The sequence below is a fragment of the Kibdelosporangium phytohabitans genome, assembly GCF_001302585.1.
Lineage (GTDB): Bacteria > Actinomycetota > Actinomycetes > Mycobacteriales > Pseudonocardiaceae > Kibdelosporangium > Kibdelosporangium phytohabitans.
Window position 1 is genome coordinate 2,706,211 of the sequence record NZ_CP012752.1, and the last position, 15,575, is coordinate 2,721,785.

The following is a 15,575-nucleotide window of genomic DNA, read 5'->3' on the forward strand; positions in this document are numbered from 1 at the left end:
TCCAATGGCGGAAACCCAGAACATCGTGGTCGGAGTGCCGCGCGAGTCGGCCCCCGGAGAGCGACGGGTAGCGCTTGTCCCCAAGGTTGTGGGACGGCTACGCGCCTCGGGGTTGACCGTCGTGGTGGAACCCGGCGCCGGTGGTGGGGCGTTGATGTCCGACTGGCTCTACGAGGAGGCCGGGGCCACCCTCGGCGATCCGTGGGCCGGCGACGTGGTCGTGAAGGTCGCGGCCCCGACCGACGAGGAAATCGGCCGTCTGAAACCCGGCAGCGTGCTGATCGGCTTCCTCGGCACGCAGTCCGACGGTTCCGGTGTCGCTGACGCACTGGCCACCCGCGACGTGCACGGACTGGCCATGGAAGCCATCCCCCGCATCTCCCGGGCGCAGTCGATGGACGCGTTGTCGTCGCAGAGCAGCGTCGCCGGTTATCTGGCCGCTTTGCTCGGCGCCCAGCACCTCACGCGCTTCTACCCGATGCTCACCACCGCCGCGGGAACTGTCGCACCGGCCAAGACGCTGGTCCTCGGCGCGGGTGTCGCCGGTCTGCAGGCGCTGGCCACGGCTCGTCGGCTCGGCGCGCAGACCACGGGCTACGACGTGCGCCCCGAGGTCGCCGAACAGGTGCGTTCGGTCGGGTCGAAGTGGCTCGACCTGGGCATCGAGGCCGTCGGCGAAGGCGGGTACGCGCGTGCGTTGACCGACGAGGAACGCGCCGAACAGCTCAAACGCCTGAACGAGGCCGTGATCGGCTACGACGTGGTGATCACCACCGCCCAGGTGCCCGGCCGCAAGGCCCCGATCCTGGTGACCGAGGACTCGGTGACCGCGATGCGCGCGGGCAGTGTGGTCGTCGACCTCGCGGGGGAGTCCGGCGGCAACTGCGAGGTGAGCGTGCCCGGCGAGGTCGTCGTCCGGCATGACGTGACGATCGTGGCGCCGCTGAACCTGCCCGCCGCGATGCCCGAGTCGGCGAGCGAGCTCTACTCGCGCAACGTCCAGTCCCTGCTTGAACTTCTGATCACCGACGGGCGGCTGCGGCTCGACTTCGAAGACGAGATCGTCGCGTCCGCCTGCGTGACGAGGAGGTCGTGATGCTGGTGCAGAACCTGGCCATCCTCGTGCTCGCGGGGTTCGTCGGCTTCGCGGTGATCTCCAAGGTGCCCAACACCCTGCACACCCCGCTGATGTCCGGCACGAACGCCATCCACGGCATCGTGCTGCTCGGCGCGTTGATCGTGCTCGGCCTCGGCGCGACGGGAACGCTCGACCAGATCCTGCTGGTGGTCGCCATCGCCTTCGGCACGATCAACGTGGTCGGCGGGTTCCTCGTGACCGACCGGATGCTCGGGATGTTCAAGGGCAAGGAGCCGCGGAAATGAGCTGGCTCCAGGACCCCGTCACGATCCAGTGCCTGTACATCGTGGCGTTCGCGTTGTTCATCTACGGGCTGATGGGACTGACCGGCCCGCGGACCGCCGTGCGCGGCAACCTGCTGGCCGCGGTCGGGATGGGGATCGCGATCCTCGCCACCGCGCTGACCCCGGGCATGGGCAACTGGTGGCTGATCCTGCTGGGCGTCGCGCTGGGCACGGCGATCGGGGTTCCCGCGGCCCGCAAGGTCAAGATGACCGCGATGCCGCAGATGGTCGCGCTGTTCAACGGCGTCGGCGGTGGTGCGGTCGCGCTGGTCGCGTGGGTCGAGTTCCGCCAGTCGCACGGCTTCGCCGACGAACCCGCGCACGTCTCCATCGCCACCCTGTTCGCGGCCCTGATCGGATCCATCTCGTTCTGGGGATCGAACGTCGCCTTCGGCAAGCTCCAGGAGATCCTGCCGGGCAAACCGATCAGCGTCGGCAGGCTGCAGCAGCCGCTGAACCTGCTGCTGCTGGTCATCGGTGTCGCCTGCGGCGTCGTGGTGGTGGCGGGCGGGACGTCCGAGTGGCTGATGGCCGGCATCCTCGTGTCGTCCGCGCTGCTGGGGCTGATGGTCGTGCTGCCGATCGGCGGCGCGGACATGCCCGTGGTGATCTCCCTGCTCAACGCGTTGACCGGGCTGAGCGCGGCGGCGACGGGCATCGCGCTGGACAACACGGCGCTGATCGTGGCCGGGATGATCGTCGGCGCGTCCGGCACGATCCTGACCAACCTGATGGCCAAGGCCATGAACAGGTCGATCCCGGCGATCGTCGCCGGTGGTTTTGGCGGGACGGGTGGTCCTGGCCCGGCGGGGCCGACCGACAAGACCGTCCGGCAGACCAGTGCCTCGGACGCGGCGATCCAGATGAGCTACGCCCGCCAGGTCGTCGTCGTACCCGGTTACGGCATGGCTGTGGCCCAGGCCCAGCACGCCGTCCGCGAGATGGCCAAGGAACTGGAGAGCAAGGGCGTCGCGGTCTACTACGCCATCCACCCGGTCGCCGGCCGCATGCCGGGGCACATGAACGTGTTGCTCGCCGAGGCCGACGTGCCGTACGACCACCTCAAGGAGATGGAGGAGATCAACGGCGAGTTCGCCAGGACGGACGTGGCGCTGGTGATCGGTGCGAACGACGTGACCAACCCGGCAGCGCACACCGACCCGAGCTCACCCATCTACGGCATGCCGATTCTCAACGTGAACGAGAGCAAGTCGGTCATCGTGCTCAAGCGCGGGATGAGCCCGGGGTTCGCCGGAGTCGACAACGACCTCTACTACGACTCGCGCACTTCGATGCTCTTCGGCGACGCGAAGAAGTCGGTCGCGGCGGTCGTCGAGGAACTCAGAGCCCTCTGAGGTGAACTCGGAGCGAACGGCCGGTGGGGTCCCAGCGGGCCTCGCTGGCCGTTTTACGGCCGCTGACCTGCGGTGATGCAGTTAAGGGGACCCCCCTGAAACGGCCTGTTCCGGGTCGTGTAACTTATTCCATGTCAGCAGGAACGGGCCCCAGAAAAACCGGGGAACGGAATGCAGACCCCAAAATTTAGCAAGGCAAGCCCTCTGATAGAGTGTTTACAGCACTCCGGATGAGTGAGCGTGTGTTGTTTGAGAACTCAACAGTGTGTCGATCTATTGAAAGCCAGTAGAGCTTTTATGAACCTCGTCGAGAGGTTCCTTTGAGATGGACAGATGGACCAGATGAGTTCTGGTTTGTCAGGACGTCGAACCTTTGACAAAGCATTGTTGGAGAGTTTGATCCTGGCTCAGGACGAACGCTGGCGGCGTGCTTAACACATGCAAGTCGAGCGGTAAGGCCTTTCGGGGTACACGAGCGGCGAACGGGTGAGTAACACGTGGGTAATCTGCCCTGCACTCTGGGATAAGCCCGGGAAACTGGGTCTAATACCGGATATGACCTCCAGTCGCATGGTTGGGGGTGGAAAGTTCCGGCGGTGCAGGATGAACCCGCGGCCTATCAGCTTGTTGGTGGGGTAATGGCCTACCAAGGCGACGACGGGTAGCCGGCCTGAGAGGGCGACCGGCCACACTGGGACTGAGACACGGCCCAGACTCCTACGGGAGGCAGCAGTGGGGAATATTGCGCAATGGGCGAAAGCCTGACGCAGCGACGCCGCGTGAGGGATGACGGCCTTCGGGTTGTAAACCTCTTTCGCCAGGGACGAAGCGAGAGTGACGGTACCTGGAGAAGAAGCACCGGCTGACTACGTGCCAGCAGCCGCGGTAATACGTAGGGTGCGAGCGTTGTCCGGAATTATTGGGCGTAAAGAGCTCGTAGGCGGTTTGTTGCGTCGGTCGTGAAAACCTGGGGCTTAACCCTGGGCTTGCGGTCGATACGGGCAGACTTGAGTTCGGTAGGGGAGACTGGAATTCCTGGTGTAGCGGTGAAATGCGCAGATATCAGGAGGAACACCGGTGGCGAAGGCGGGTCTCTGGGCCGATACTGACGCTGAGGAGCGAAAGCGTGGGGAGCGAACAGGATTAGATACCCTGGTAGTCCACGCCGTAAACGTTGGGCGCTAGGTGTGGGGCTCTTTCCACGGGTTCCGTGCCGTAGCTAACGCATTAAGCGCCCCGCCTGGGGAGTACGGCCGCAAGGCTAAAACTCAAAGGAATTGACGGGGGCCCGCACAAGCGGCGGAGCATGTGGATTAATTCGATGCAACGCGAAGAACCTTACCTGGGCTTGACATGCGCCAGACATCCCTAGAGATAGGGCTTCCCTTGTGGTTGGTGTGCAGGTGGTGCATGGCTGTCGTCAGCTCGTGTCGTGAGATGTTGGGTTAAGTCCCGCAACGAGCGCAACCCTCGTTCCATGTTGCCAGCGGGTAATGCCGGGGACTCATGGGAGACTGCCGGGGTCAACTCGGAGGAAGGTGGGGATGACGTCAAGTCATCATGCCCCTTATGTCCAGGGCTTCACACATGCTACAATGGCCAGTACAGAGGGCTGCGAGACCGTGAGGTGGAGCGAATCCCTTAAAGCTGGTCTCAGTTCGGATTGGGGTCTGCAACTCGACCCCATGAAGTCGGAGTCGCTAGTAATCGCAGATCAGCAACGCTGCGGTGAATACGTTCCCGGGCCTTGTACACACCGCCCGTCACGTCACGAAAGTCGGTAACACCCGAAGCCCACGGCCTAACCCCTTGTGGGAGGGAGTGGTCGAAGGTGGGACTGGCGATTGGGACGAAGTCGTAACAAGGTAGCCGTACCGGAAGGTGCGGCTGGATCACCTCCTTTCTAAGGAGCACATCACCTCACAGCACTAGTAAGCATCCGCAAGGGTGCCGAGCGGGTTGTGCAGGAGAACCATCTGCCGTGGCATGCGTTCACGGGGTGGAGCTCAAGAAACCGTGGAACTACTGGTCTTCCGCAGTCAATGCTGCAAATGGGTCGATACACTGTTGGGTCCTGAGGCAACACGCGTTGGCGTGCGAGGCTTCAGTGCTGACCGGAGTTACTCCGACTTGAAACCGTCGAGCGTTGGTTCGGTAGGTCTTGTCAGTGGTGAGTGGCTTTTCTGGTGTGGTGTTTGAGAACTGTACAGTGGATGCGAGCATCTTTGTGGTCAAGTTGTTAAGGGCATACGGTGGATGCCTTGGCATCAGGAGCCGATGAAGGACGTGGGAGGCTGCGATATGCCTCGGGGAGCTGTCAACCGAGCTGTGATCCGAGGATTTCCGAATGGGGAAACCCGGCACCCGTTATGGGGTGTCACCCGCACCTGAATATATAGGGTGTGTGGAGGGAACGCGGGGAAGTGAAACATCTCAGTACCCGTAGGAAGAGAAAACAACCGTGATTCCGTGAGTAGTGGCGAGCGAAAGCGGATGAGGCTAAACCTGCTGCGTGTGATACCTGACAGGGGTTGCGTAGTGGGGGTCGTGGGACCCACTGGGTCGGGCTGTCAACCGACCGGGGAGTCATAAAATCATGTTGCTAGTCGAATCGGTCTGGAAAGCCGAGCCGTAGAGGGTGAGAGTCCCGTAGGCGAAAGCGCGTGATCTTCCTTGGTGGTGTTCCCGAGTAGCAGCGAGCTCGTGGAATTTGCTGTGAATTTGGCGGGACCACCCGTTAAGCCTAAATACTTCCTGATGACCGATAGCGGACTAGTACCGTGAGGGAAAGGTGAAAAGTACCCCGGGAGGGGAGTGAAAGAGTACCTGAAACCGTGTGCCTACAAGCCGTCAGAGCCTTACGGGGTGATGGCGTGCCTTTTGAAGAATGAGCCTGCGAGTTAGTGCTGCGTGGCGAGGTTAACCCGTGTGGGGTAGCCGTAGCGAAAGCGAGTCTGAATAGGGCGTTGAGTCGCGTGGTCTAGACCCGAAGCGGAGTGATCTACCCATGGCCAGGGTGAAGCGCCGGTAAGACGGTGTGGAGGCCCGAACCCACCAGGGTTGAAAACCTGGGGGATGAGCTGTGGGTAGGGGTGAAAGGCCAATCAAACTCCGTGATAGCTGGTTCTCCCCGAAATGCATTTAGGTGCAGCGTCGTGTGTTTCTCATCGGGGGTAGAGCACTGGATGGTCTAGGGGGCCTACAAGCTTACCAAAATCAACCAAACTCCGAATACCGGTGAGTGAGAGCGCGGCAGTGAGACTGTGGGGGATAAGCTTCATAGTCGAGAGGGAAACAGCCCAGAACACCAGCTAAGGCCCCTAAGTGTGCGCTAAGTGGGAAAGGATGTGGGGTCGCCCAGACAACCAGGAGGTTGGCTTAGAAGCAGCCACCCTTGAAAGAGTGCGTAATAGCTCACTGGTCAAGTGGTCCTGCGCCGACAATGTAGCGGGGCTTAAGCGTACCGCCGAAGCTGTGTCATTCGTACATGTGATCCATTTGGTTCTTCGGAGTCTTATGCAGTCGTGCGGATGGGTAGGGGAGCGTCCTGTAGCCATGGAAGCGGCGACGGAAGTCAGCCGTGGAGGCTATGGGAGTGAGAATGCAGGCATGAGTAGCGAAAGCAGAGTGAGAACCTCTGCCGCCGGATGACCAAGGGTTCCTGGGCCAGGCTAATCCGCCCAGGGTAAGTCGGGACCTAAGGCGAGGCCGACAGGCGTAGTCGATGGACAACGGGTTGATATTCCCGTACCCGCGTGAACGCGCCCATGATGAGGCGGTTGATGCTAACCACCCAAAGCTTGCGGGGACGACCTTCGGGTCTAGCCGTTGGTGGAGCGTGGGAACCGATTCCGTATTAGTCAAGCGATGGGGTGACGCAGGAAGGTAGTTCCGCCAGTGAGTGGATTAACTGGTGTAAGCGTGTAGGGTCTGGTGTAGGTAAATCCGCACTGGGTGTATCCTGAGACGTGATGCGTAGCCGATTGAGGCGAAGTGGATGATCCTATGCTGCCGAGAAAAGCCTCTAGTGAGTGTTCAAGCGGCCCGTACCCTAAACCGACACAGGTGGTCAGGTAGAGAATACTAAGGCGTTCGGGTGAACTGTGGTTAAGGAACTCGGCAAAATGCCCCCGTAACTTCGGGAGAAGGGGGGCCGTGTGGCGTGAAGGGACTTGCTCCTGGAGCGTTGTGTGGCCGCAGAGACCAGCGAGAAGCGACTGTTTACTAAAAACACAGGTCCGTGCGAAGTCGTAAGACGATGTATACGGACTGACGCCTGCCCGGTGCTGGAACGTTAAGAGGACGGGTTAGTCACGTGAGTGGCGAAGCTCAGAATTTAAGCGCCAGTAAACGGCGGTGGTAACTATAACCATCCTAAGGTAGCGAAATTCCTTGTCGGGTAAGTTCCGACCTGCACGAATGGCGTAACGACTTCTCGGCTGTCTCAACCACAGGCCCGGTGAAATTGCACTACGAGTAAAGATGCTCGTTACGCGCGGCAGGACGGAAAGACCCCGGGACCTTTACTATAGCTTGGTATTGGTGCTCGGTTCGGCTTGTGTAGGATAGGTGGGAGACTGTGAAGCTCTGACGCTAGTTAGGGTGGAGTCATTGTTGAAATACCACTCTGGTCGAATTGGGTGTCTAACCTCGGACCATGATCTGGTTCAGGGACAGTGCCTGGTGGGTAGTTTAACTGGGGCGGTTGCCTCCCAAAGAGTAACGGAGGCGCTCAAAGGTTCCCTCAGCCTGGTTGGCAATCAGGTGTTGAGTGCAAGTGCACAAGGGGGCTTGACTGTGAGACTGACGGGTCGAGCAGGGACGAAAGTCGGAACTAGTGATCCGGCCATGGCTTGTGGAAGCGTGGTCGCTCAACGGATAAAAGGTACCCCGGGGATAACAGGCTGATCTTGCCCAAGAGTCCATATCGACGGCATGGTTTGGCACCTCGATGTCGGCTCGTCGCATCCTGGGGCCGGAGTAGGTCCCAAGGGTTGGGCTGTTCGCCCATTAAAGCGGTACGCGAGCTGGGTTTAGAACGTCGTGAGACAGTTCGGTCCCTATCCGCCGCGCGCGTAGGAGACTTGAGGAAGGCTGTCCCTAGTACGAGAGGACCGGGACGGACGAACCTCTGGTGTGCCAGTTGTTCTGCCAAGGGCATGGCTGGTTGGCTACGTTCGGAAGGGATAACCGCTGAAGGCATCTAAGCGGGAAGCTCGTTCCAAGATGAGGTCTCCCACCCCTTTGTGGGTTAAGGCTCCCAGCTAGACGACTGGGTTGATAGGCCAGAGATGGAAGCACGGTAACGTGTGGAGTTGACTGGTACTAATAGGCCGAGGACTTGCTCACAAAGATGTTACGCATCCACTGTACGGTTCTGAAACACCAAACCGGGGCCCCTGGGTTTGTGGGGGTTGGTTTGTGTGGTTTCGTGGTTTTACCGTGGTTTTAGCGAAGAGGAAACGCCCGGTCCCATTCCGAACCCGGAAGCTAAGCTCTTCAGCGCCGATGGTACTGCACTGGGTACGGTGTGGGAGAGTAGGACACTGCGGTAATTTTTTTCGAGGGGCCCCGCGAGAAATCGCGGGGCCCTTTCGGCGTTCGGACACCTAGTTGTTGACCAGGCGCATGTACCGGGTCCAGTCCCACAGCGGGCCGGGATCGGTGTGCGTCGCGCCGGGAACCTCGTTGTGGCCGATGATGTGGCCGCGGTCCTTCGGGATGTTGTACTTGGTGCAGATCGCCCGGGTCAGGGCCGCTGAAGCCGCGAACATCTGCTGGGTGAACCACTGCGGCTGATCCACCCAGCCTTCGTGCTCGATCCCGATGCTCCGCGTGTTGTAGTTCCAGTTGCCCGCGTGCCAGCCCACGTCCTTCTCACGGACCAGCTGGGCGATGTGGCCGTCTCCCGAGCGGACCAGGTAGTGCGACGAGACCTTCCTGGCCGGGTTCTGGAAGATCGCGACCGCGTCGTGGAAGTACTCCTGGGTGACGTGGATGACCACGACGTTGATCTGGTACGTCGACGGCCGGTTGGCCGCCGTGTAGTTCGACGGAGTGGCGGGGATCCATTCTGCGCCGGGGTAGTCCACTGCAGGGGCCGCCGACGCAGGGGTGGCCAACGAGGCGCCGGCTGCCAGAGCCCCGGCGCCCGCCAGCATGAGGTTTCGGCGGGAAATACTCATGCGTGGAACGATTACGCCGCCCCACACCGTCTGTCAATCGTTTCCCAAGAGCTTTAACTGATGGTTGGTTGCCAACCAATCATGGAAGATCGAAGCGACGTGGTCCGGCTGCTCGGCATGCGGGTAATACCCCGCGCCCCGCACCATGTGCACGACTGCCGGGCCGGCGAGCCGATCGGCGACGTACCTCGCCTCGGCTTCCGGGCTGACGTTCGAGAACGCCGGATCCGCGTCCCCGCACACCAGCAACGCCGGGCACGTCACGTACGGCATCGCGAGCTCGCAGTTCTGCGTTCCCGGCCGCAACATGGCCCGGACGGCCTCATAGCGCCCAGGTTCGGCCAGATTGGCCGCCATGGCCTTGCGGCGGGCCTGGAAATCAGCGGGCTTCTGCCGCCCCCACAGGGCGGGCCACGACTTGTTCCACAGGAACCGGCCGATCCCGCGCCTGCTGATCAGCCAGCGGCCCGCCGCGGCGATGAAGTTCGCCGGGTGCTCCCGCATCCGCTGGCCGGACAGCACCAGCGCGGTCACCAGGTCCTGGTCGTTGGCCGCGGCCACGACCGCCGCGCAGGCGCTGTAGTCGCAGCCGACCAGGATGGCCGGTCCGGCGTCGAGGGCCTGGACCAACGCCAGCATGTCCGTGGCGACGTCCAATTCCGTGTACGAGGGCCAGGCGGTCGACGATTCGCCCAGCCCGCGCAGATCCATTGTCGCGACGGTGAAACCCGCCCCGACGAGAAGTGCGGCCAGTTCACGATATGTCGAGCGCATGTCGGCCAGTCCGGGGGCGCACACCACCAACGGCCCCTGGCCCTGTAAGTCGTAGGCCAGACGACCGTCCGGTCTGTCCAAGAACTGTGTGGCCGCCACCCGGCTGCCTCTCGTGAAGGGCTGATGCTGCCCCATTAACCAACGGCATAGCGGCGGCAGGTGTCAATAAGATTCTCACGCGCCGCAACATGATCGACACGTGTTGCTACCGAAGGCAACCAACTCGGTGACACACCGTTCAACTGCAGAACTCCCCGGTACGCGAGAAGCGCATACCGGGGAGTTCCCCGCCGTGCCGAGATCAGTGCCGGGTTCAGCCCCCGTGGGCGTCCTTGAACTCGACGACCAGTGCGTGCGGGAGCCTGCCGCGCTCGGCGACAGTCTTGCCCTGCGAGCGGGCCCACTCGCGGATCGCCTGATTCTGCGCCGCGTCTTCCGCCGACTTCTTTCCCGCCGCGTCGCCGCCCGGTGCCAGCCGCTGCTTGCGACCGCCGATTCGGCGGGCAGCCGCGACATATGGTTCCAGTGAGTCCCGCAGCCTGGTCGCATTCTCCTCGGAGAGATCGATCTGGAACTCGACACCGTCGAGCGTGAACGCGACGGTCTCGTTGGCTATTCCGCCATCCAGGTCGTCGACCAGCTCGACGACTGTCTTCTGTGCCACGGTTCCTCCGTGTGGTGAGTTTCGGTGTAGCCCCAGCCTACGGTCAATGATAACCACGCCGATGCCACCGAAATAAACCTATCCGGTATTTTCTTCGGTCTTTTCGGCTGTGTTACCCCGATGACCTTGCGTGACCTGCGCGTCCTTTTCCGGCGGCACCTGACTCCGACGCATTGCGCCGGTGGTGCGTTCAGCTGTCGCCTGATCGGGTTGACACCGTGGCCATTTGACCATTAAGCAGGAAGGTTGAGTGATCTCCTCGCCGCGGCCACCAGTGCGGCGTCGTCCGGTGTTGACGCCTTGTCCAACCAGATCACCTGAACAATGCGGACCCCTGCGCCGGTCTGCTTTGCCTGATATGCCGCCGAGTCGAAGATCGGCTTGCGGCCGTCCGGCCAGGGCGTACCGTGCACGGACGGATCGATGATGCTCCCCGTACCGGGTGCCGAGGCCACTTTCAGGAACGCTTCGGCCCGCCCCGCGTCCTGGAATGTGAGATCGGCGAGCAGTACTGCGATTGGCTCATTACCGGCCGTGCTCTCATAGCGGGAACGCGTCAGCGCCGCGCACGGGTTCGCTTGCAGCCAAACTTGCATATCACCGAATGCGCGTGACTGACAGTCCGTGTCCTGGACCTTGCCTTTAGGCGCGTAAGCCACGCCGTCGACCACTTGGGTGGCTTGTTGGGCGACGCTGACGGACGTCTTCGGACCTTCGGTGGCCTGTGGCTGGTCGCTCGCCGCGGCAATGGCGACGACGATCCCGGTGACGAGCAGAAGCCCGACGAGCAATACCGCGGTGACCGGCAGCCAGCCGAGTCGCTTTGCGGCGGGACGGGCGGGCGTCACCGGCCGGTGCTCGCTGAGCGTCACCCGCGGAATCAGCAACGTGCTCGCCGAGGCGAGTCCGGCGCCCGCCGATTCGGTGAAGCCTTCGCCGGAGAGCTCTTCCGGGGTGAACGGCGGATGATTGGGGACCAGCGCGGCCAGAATGGCATTGGCCCGTTGCGGTGAGCAGCGATGTTCGTAGACGGCCAATTCCCTGGCGGCGGTCAGCAATGTGGTCGGTTCGGGGTGCAGGATCCGGATACCGCGGGCCAGGTCGTTGCTCGGCTGGCTCACCCTGGCCACGTACGGCCCGACCGCGATGACCGTGCCGACCGGCATCGGCTCGACCCGCTGGGCCTGCAGACGGGCCACCACGGCGGTCGCGGCCTGGACGGCCTCGGCGGCCGGGTTCACCGCGCCGTCGGCGCGCACCAGCGGCCAGCCGTCGACCTTCCACTGGCCGTTGACCGGGGCGTCCAGGCGCATGGCCGGGTCGGGCAGGTCGACGCCGACGACGACCATGATCCCGCGTGGCAGGACGACGATCGCGTCGACGGGCTCGGGGCAGTCGGGCGGCTTGCAGCCGATGAGGGCGATGCCGCCGACCACGCCGTCGCCCCGTCCCCACGACGCGAGCGCCGCTCTGACATCGGCACCGACCGCGGACGTCTCGTCGCCCAGCCGGATGAGCCGCATGGCCACGCCCCCTGTTCCCCTGTGCCGTACCGGGTGTCACCGTAGCCGTGTGTGCCCGCCATTCGGGCACCTGTGCTGCGGCCAGTGGTCGCCACCACACTCGTCCGATGTATCTACTGGTGAATAACTCCCGGTAGAGCCGACACGCCGGAGCGACACGCCGCGAACGTCAGCCGATCGGAGTGACTGGTGTGTCATCTGATCGTTCTTGTGGCGAAATTGCACACGCAGGAGGCAGAATGGGCGCCGGGTCGACTTGTACACACGCCCGGCCACACGCTCAGCGAGGTCGTAGGGGAAGACGTTTCCTCGTCGAGTAGCGGAGGTCAGCAGTGAGCACAAGTGGCAGCACCCGTGGCGTGGTGTACGTCCACTCGTCGCCGTCTGCGGTTTGTCCGCACGTCGAGTGGGCGATTTCGGGCACCCTGGGTGTCCGGGCCGAGCTGAAGTGGACCGCCCAACCGGCGGCCGCTGGTCAGCTGCGGTCCGAATGTTCGTGGACCGGCTCCGCAGGCACTGGCGCCAAGCTGGTCCAGGCTCTGCGCGCGTGGCCGATGATCAGGTTCGAGGTCACCGAGGAGCCGAGCGCCGGGGTGGACGGCGAGCGGTTCTGCTTCGCACCAGGCCTGGGTTTGTGGCGCGCCAAGACGTCAGCCAACGGCGACATCGTGGTCGGCGAGGACCAGTTGCGCGCGGTCGCGGCCGCCAGCCGCGGCAGTGAGTCGTTCGTGCACAAGGTCGACGAGATGCTGGGTGCCTCGTGGGACGAGGCACTGGAGCCTTTCCGGCGTGCCGGTGACGGCGCGCCAGTGACATGGCTTCACCGTGTCGGCTGATCCATGGCACTCTTCTGGCTGTGCAATCAGGTAGGGGGCAGCGCGGGCCACGTGTATGGGTGGCCGCGCTGATCGTTGTCGTCATCGCGGCGGCCGGCGGGTACTTCGTGCGTGAGCTGTACCGGCAACCGCCGACGCACAAGACCGTGCAGGAGGAGCCCACGCAGCCGAGCACCCCGGTGCCGGTCGACCAGCAACCAGGCTCAGGTCAGGTCAAGGCGCGCCAGGAGTTCGCCGAACACCCGCTGCAGGGGCAGATCTGGCCCATGCTGCAGGCGCATTTCGACTCGATCAACCATCGGGACTACCAGAAGTGGCGTTCCACCGTCACCCGGGAGCGGGCCGTCAACTTCCCCGAGCAGAAGTGGCTGGAGGACTACCGGACCACCAGGGACGGCAGCATCCTGGTGCACCGGATCGACTCGGCGCCGGACCGCAAACTGCGGGTGATGGTCAGCTTCACCAGCACCCAGGACATCGTCGACGCGCCGCCCGAGCTGCCGAAGGAGTGCATCCGCTGGCACATCGTCCTGCCGCTGACCAGGGAGGACAACAAGTGGAAGATCGACATCGGGCCTGAGGGGTCGTCGCCGCGGCACGAGGAGTGCGGCGCCGCGCCGTCAGTGAACTGACGCCAGCGCAGTCAACCCGGTGACCAGCAGGTCCAGTTCGGCTTCGGTGCGCCCGTCGGTGAGCTTGTCCTGGCTCAGGCCGTCCACGCTGGCCAGGCACAGCGACGCCGCCCGCGCGCCGACCGCCCGTGCCACGACGAGCACCGCCGACGTTTCCATGTCGACGGCTTTGACGCCGTAGCGGCCCAGTTCTTCCATCCGGGCTCGCGTTTCGGCGCCTCTGGCGGGCTCGGCGGCGAACATCTCGGTGTAGAAGCCGTCGTAGGACGCGATCAGCCCCGTGGTCCACGGGCGTGACCCGGCGGCCAGCGCCGAGCGCAGGGCCGTGTTCATCTCGTGGTCGGCGATCGCCGGGAAACCGGGTGGCAAATATGTGCCACTCGTGGACTCGTTGCGGACCGCGCCCTCGGCGAGCACCAGCGACCCCAGCCCGGTCCCGCCGATACCCAGCACAGTCCCGAGCCGCAGGAACCGTCGAACACCGAGCATCGCCAGCTCGTGCAGGACAACCCCCGCGATGGGCGCGCCCATGCCGAACGCGGCCACGGTCACCGTTTGGCCTTGGTACGTCCCGGTCACGGCGGACAGGCCCCTGTCCTCGTTGAGGACACGGGCGTCGTCGAGCAGCGTCGCGGCCTTGGTGACACGGCCACGGTCACCGACGAGCACCGCACGGTCGGCGACCTCGTCCGCGGCGCAGCGCAGGAACCACGCGCGCTCGGTCGAGTCAGCCATTGACGGGGAGCCGCTCGAGCAGCATCGCGGTCGCGGCCTCGACGCCGCGTTCAGCGGCCTGACGGGTCTCGTCTGGGTGCTCCAGCAGGCTGGCGACCATCCCGGCGAAGAACATGTCACCCGCGCCGGTGGTGTCCACCGCGTCGATCTCGGTGCACGGGACCATGTCGTGGATGTCGCCGCGCCAGATGCGGACACCGGCCGGGCCGTGTGTCTCGGCGAGCAGCGCGTTCAGCCGGGTGCGCTCCAGCAGCGTGCGGGGCGCGACGATCCGGTCGAGGAACACGCGCTCGCGGGCGCTGAAGCTGACGACGCTGGAGCGGGCCAGGATCCGGTGCACGACGCCGGGGGAGTACGCGTCCGGGTCGCCCTTCACCCCCCACGCCAGCTGCTGGTCGTCGGTGAGCAGGTCGAGCACTTCGAGGTTGGCCGGGCGCGGGCCCACCATCAGGCACACCCAGTCGCAGTCCTTGACGATCTCGCGCTGCTGCTCGGTGAGGTTGCCCGCCGCGCGGTCGCCTGGGTCGTACACGACGACGGTCTCGCCGTCGGGACCGTAGAACAGGTAGCAGGACGGGGTGCGCACGCTGTCGGTGGAGATGCCGGAGATGTTCACGCCGTACGCGTTGAGCCGGTCGATGTACTCCTTGCCGGGCTCGTCGTCACCGACCCACGTGATGGCGTGCACCTCGTGGCCGGCGGCGGCCAGTCCACGCGCGGTGTGCGCGATGCCGCCGATGCCCGGCCACGGGTCGGACAGGCGGCGTTTGATCAAGGTGGTCCCAGCGGCCGCACGGAACTCGTCGCACTCCATCGAGTGGTCCATGCTGGCGTATCCGACGACAGCGACCTTGCTGCTCACAGTCGCTCCAATGCCTGCTCGAGCGTCACCACGGACCCGAAGTAGCGGTCGATGTCCTCCAGCGACGCCTCGGCCAGGTGCGGCCGGTTCGAGTTGGTGGCCTCTTTCACCAGAAGGATCTCATATCCCGCCGCGAAGGCGTCCTGAACAGTTGCCCGTACGCAAACATTCGTCTTCACACCCGCGATGACCAGCGTTTTCACGCCTTGTTCGCGCAGCATCAGATCGAGATCCGTCGCGTAGAACGCGGAGTAGCGGCGCTTGGGCACTTCCACTTCGTTCGGGGTGTCCAGCGGCTCGAACCCGGCCACGTACGGTGACTGGTCGTCACCGATTTCGCAGTGCACCGGGATTTTCTTGTGCTCGAAGTCGGCGAGCCCCGGCCGGTGCCGTTCCACGGCGTGCACGATCAGCCGCCGCCGCTCGCGGGCCTTGGCCAGCAGCTCGCGGCACGGGTCGAGCACTTTCACCGAATCCGGGTAGTAGGCGGGCTTGCCGGGCGCGAAGAACGCGTCCAGCACGTCGATCATCACCAACGCCACCGAGACGCCGTTGTCAACGTTGTCAGCCTTGCCTTCGTCGGCCAT

12 protein-coding genes and 3 rRNA genes are annotated in these 15,575 nt (G+C 63.9%); 8 read left to right on the plus strand and 7 right to left on the minus strand.

The annotated features are described in order from the left end of the window. The first annotated feature begins 4 nt into the window (after positions 1 to 4). The 6 genes from AOZ06_RS12420 (at position 5) to rrf (ending at position 8,332) form a co-directional block, all read left to right on the plus strand. Positions 5 to 1,096 (plus strand): NAD(P) transhydrogenase subunit alpha, encoded by a 1,092-nt coding sequence (locus AOZ06_RS12420; RefSeq protein WP_054289571.1) that lies wholly within the window; start codon positions 5 to 7, stop codon positions 1,094 to 1,096. Continuing rightward, positions 1,096 to 1,383: an NAD(P) transhydrogenase subunit alpha part 2 gene (locus AOZ06_RS12425; RefSeq protein ID WP_054289572.1), complete on the plus strand. Its 288-nt coding sequence runs from the start codon at positions 1,096 to 1,098 to the stop codon at positions 1,381 to 1,383. The genes AOZ06_RS12420 and AOZ06_RS12425 overlap by 1 nt, the downstream gene beginning before the upstream one ends. After that, positions 1,380 to 2,777, plus strand: a complete 1,398-nt coding sequence (locus tag AOZ06_RS12430) for an NAD(P)(+) transhydrogenase (Re/Si-specific) subunit beta (protein WP_054289573.1) — start codon at positions 1,380 to 1,382, stop codon at positions 2,775 to 2,777. The genes AOZ06_RS12425 and AOZ06_RS12430 overlap by 4 nt, the downstream gene beginning before the upstream one ends. Positions 2,778 to 3,161: 384 nt before the next feature. After that, positions 3,162 to 4,680 (plus strand): 16S ribosomal RNA (locus AOZ06_RS12435). Positions 4,681 to 5,006: 326 nt separating this feature from the next. Beyond that, positions 5,007 to 8,126: ribosomal RNA gene (locus AOZ06_RS12440) — 23S ribosomal RNA — on the plus strand. A gap of 89 nt (positions 8,127 to 8,215) precedes the next feature. Further along, positions 8,216 to 8,332 (plus strand): 5S ribosomal RNA (gene rrf / locus AOZ06_RS12445). Together the 16S, 23S and 5S rRNA genes form the textbook arrangement of a ribosomal RNA operon. 54 nt (positions 8,333 to 8,386) lie before the next feature. On the opposite strand, the gene AOZ06_RS12450 is transcribed toward rrf, so the two are convergent. The 4 genes from AOZ06_RS12450 to AOZ06_RS12465 form a co-directional block, all read right to left on the minus strand. After that, on the minus strand, positions 8,387 to 8,962 hold the full coding sequence (locus AOZ06_RS12450; protein WP_054289574.1) for an N-acetylmuramoyl-L-alanine amidase: 576 nt from the start codon (positions 8,960 to 8,962) through the stop codon (positions 8,387 to 8,389). Between the two features lie 33 nt (positions 8,963 to 8,995). After that, positions 8,996 to 9,835: an alpha/beta fold hydrolase gene (locus tag AOZ06_RS12455; RefSeq protein WP_054289575.1), complete on the minus strand. Its 840-nt coding sequence runs from the start codon at positions 9,833 to 9,835 to the stop codon at positions 8,996 to 8,998. 214 nt (positions 9,836 to 10,049) lie between these two features. Further along, positions 10,050 to 10,400 carry a histone-like nucleoid-structuring protein Lsr2 gene (locus AOZ06_RS12460; protein WP_054289576.1) on the minus strand — a complete coding sequence of 117 codons (351 nt, stop codon included), beginning with the start codon at positions 10,398 to 10,400 and terminating at the stop codon, positions 10,050 to 10,052. A gap of 233 nt (positions 10,401 to 10,633) precedes the next feature. Then, entirely contained in the window at positions 10,634 to 11,923 is a 1,290-nt protein-coding gene (locus tag AOZ06_RS12465; protein ID WP_063810342.1) for a hypothetical protein, read from the minus strand. 332 nt (positions 11,924 to 12,255) lie between these two features. On the opposite strand from AOZ06_RS12465, the gene AOZ06_RS12470 reads away from it, so the two are divergent. Together AOZ06_RS12470 and AOZ06_RS12475 are read left to right on the plus strand one after the other, a co-directional pair. Further along, positions 12,256 to 12,759 (plus strand): DUF3145 domain-containing protein, encoded by a 504-nt coding sequence (locus AOZ06_RS12470; RefSeq protein ID WP_157232988.1) that lies wholly within the window; start codon positions 12,256 to 12,258, stop codon positions 12,757 to 12,759. Between the two features lie 59 nt (positions 12,760 to 12,818). Further along, positions 12,819 to 13,391, plus strand: a complete 573-nt coding sequence (locus tag AOZ06_RS12475) for a hypothetical protein (protein ID WP_054289579.1) — start codon at positions 12,819 to 12,821, stop codon at positions 13,389 to 13,391. Here the strand turns inward: AOZ06_RS12475 and AOZ06_RS12480 are convergent. From AOZ06_RS12480 to AOZ06_RS12490, 3 genes are read right to left on the minus strand one after another with little or no spacing between them, the layout of a single operon-like run. Next, positions 13,380 to 14,126, minus strand: a complete 747-nt coding sequence (locus tag AOZ06_RS12480) for a nucleoside phosphorylase (RefSeq protein WP_054289580.1) — start codon at positions 14,124 to 14,126, stop codon at positions 13,380 to 13,382. The two genes, AOZ06_RS12475 and AOZ06_RS12480, sit on opposite strands and share 12 nt — an antisense overlap. Then, positions 14,119 to 14,988, minus strand: coding sequence for a carbohydrate kinase family protein (locus AOZ06_RS12485; protein WP_054289581.1), 870 nt, complete (start codon positions 14,986 to 14,988; stop codon positions 14,119 to 14,121). Before AOZ06_RS12485 ends, AOZ06_RS12480 begins: the two co-directional genes overlap by 8 nt. Next, positions 14,985 to 15,575: a cysteine hydrolase family protein gene (locus tag AOZ06_RS12490; protein ID WP_054289582.1), complete on the minus strand. Its 591-nt coding sequence runs from the start codon at positions 15,573 to 15,575 to the stop codon at positions 14,985 to 14,987. The genes AOZ06_RS12485 and AOZ06_RS12490 overlap by 4 nt, the downstream gene beginning before the upstream one ends.

Excerpts from the sequence above, each read along its gene's own strand:
- AOZ06_RS12420 (WP_054289571.1), top strand. The coding sequence starts at position 5 with ATGGCGGAAACCCAGAACATCGTGGTCGGAGTGCCGCGCGAGTCGGCC.
- AOZ06_RS12425 (WP_054289572.1), top strand. The coding sequence starts at position 1,096 with ATGCTGGTGCAGAACCTGGCCATCCTCGTGCTCGCGGGGTTCGTCGGC.
- AOZ06_RS12430 (WP_054289573.1), top strand. The coding sequence starts at position 1,380 with ATGAGCTGGCTCCAGGACCCCGTCACGATCCAGTGCCTGTACATCGTG.
- AOZ06_RS12450 (WP_054289574.1), bottom strand. The coding sequence starts at position 8,962 with ATGAGTATTTCCCGCCGAAACCTCATGCTGGCGGGCGCCGGGGCTCTG.
- AOZ06_RS12465 (WP_063810342.1), bottom strand. The coding sequence starts at position 11,923 with ATGCGGCTCATCCGGCTGGGCGACGAGACGTCCGCGGTCGGTGCCGAT.
- AOZ06_RS12480 (WP_054289580.1), bottom strand. The coding sequence starts at position 14,126 with ATGGCTGACTCGACCGAGCGCGCGTGGTTCCTGCGCTGCGCCGCGGAC.
- AOZ06_RS12490 (WP_054289582.1), bottom strand. The coding sequence starts at position 15,575 with ATGGCCGACGAAGGCAAGGCTGACAACGTTGACAACGGCGTCTCGGTG.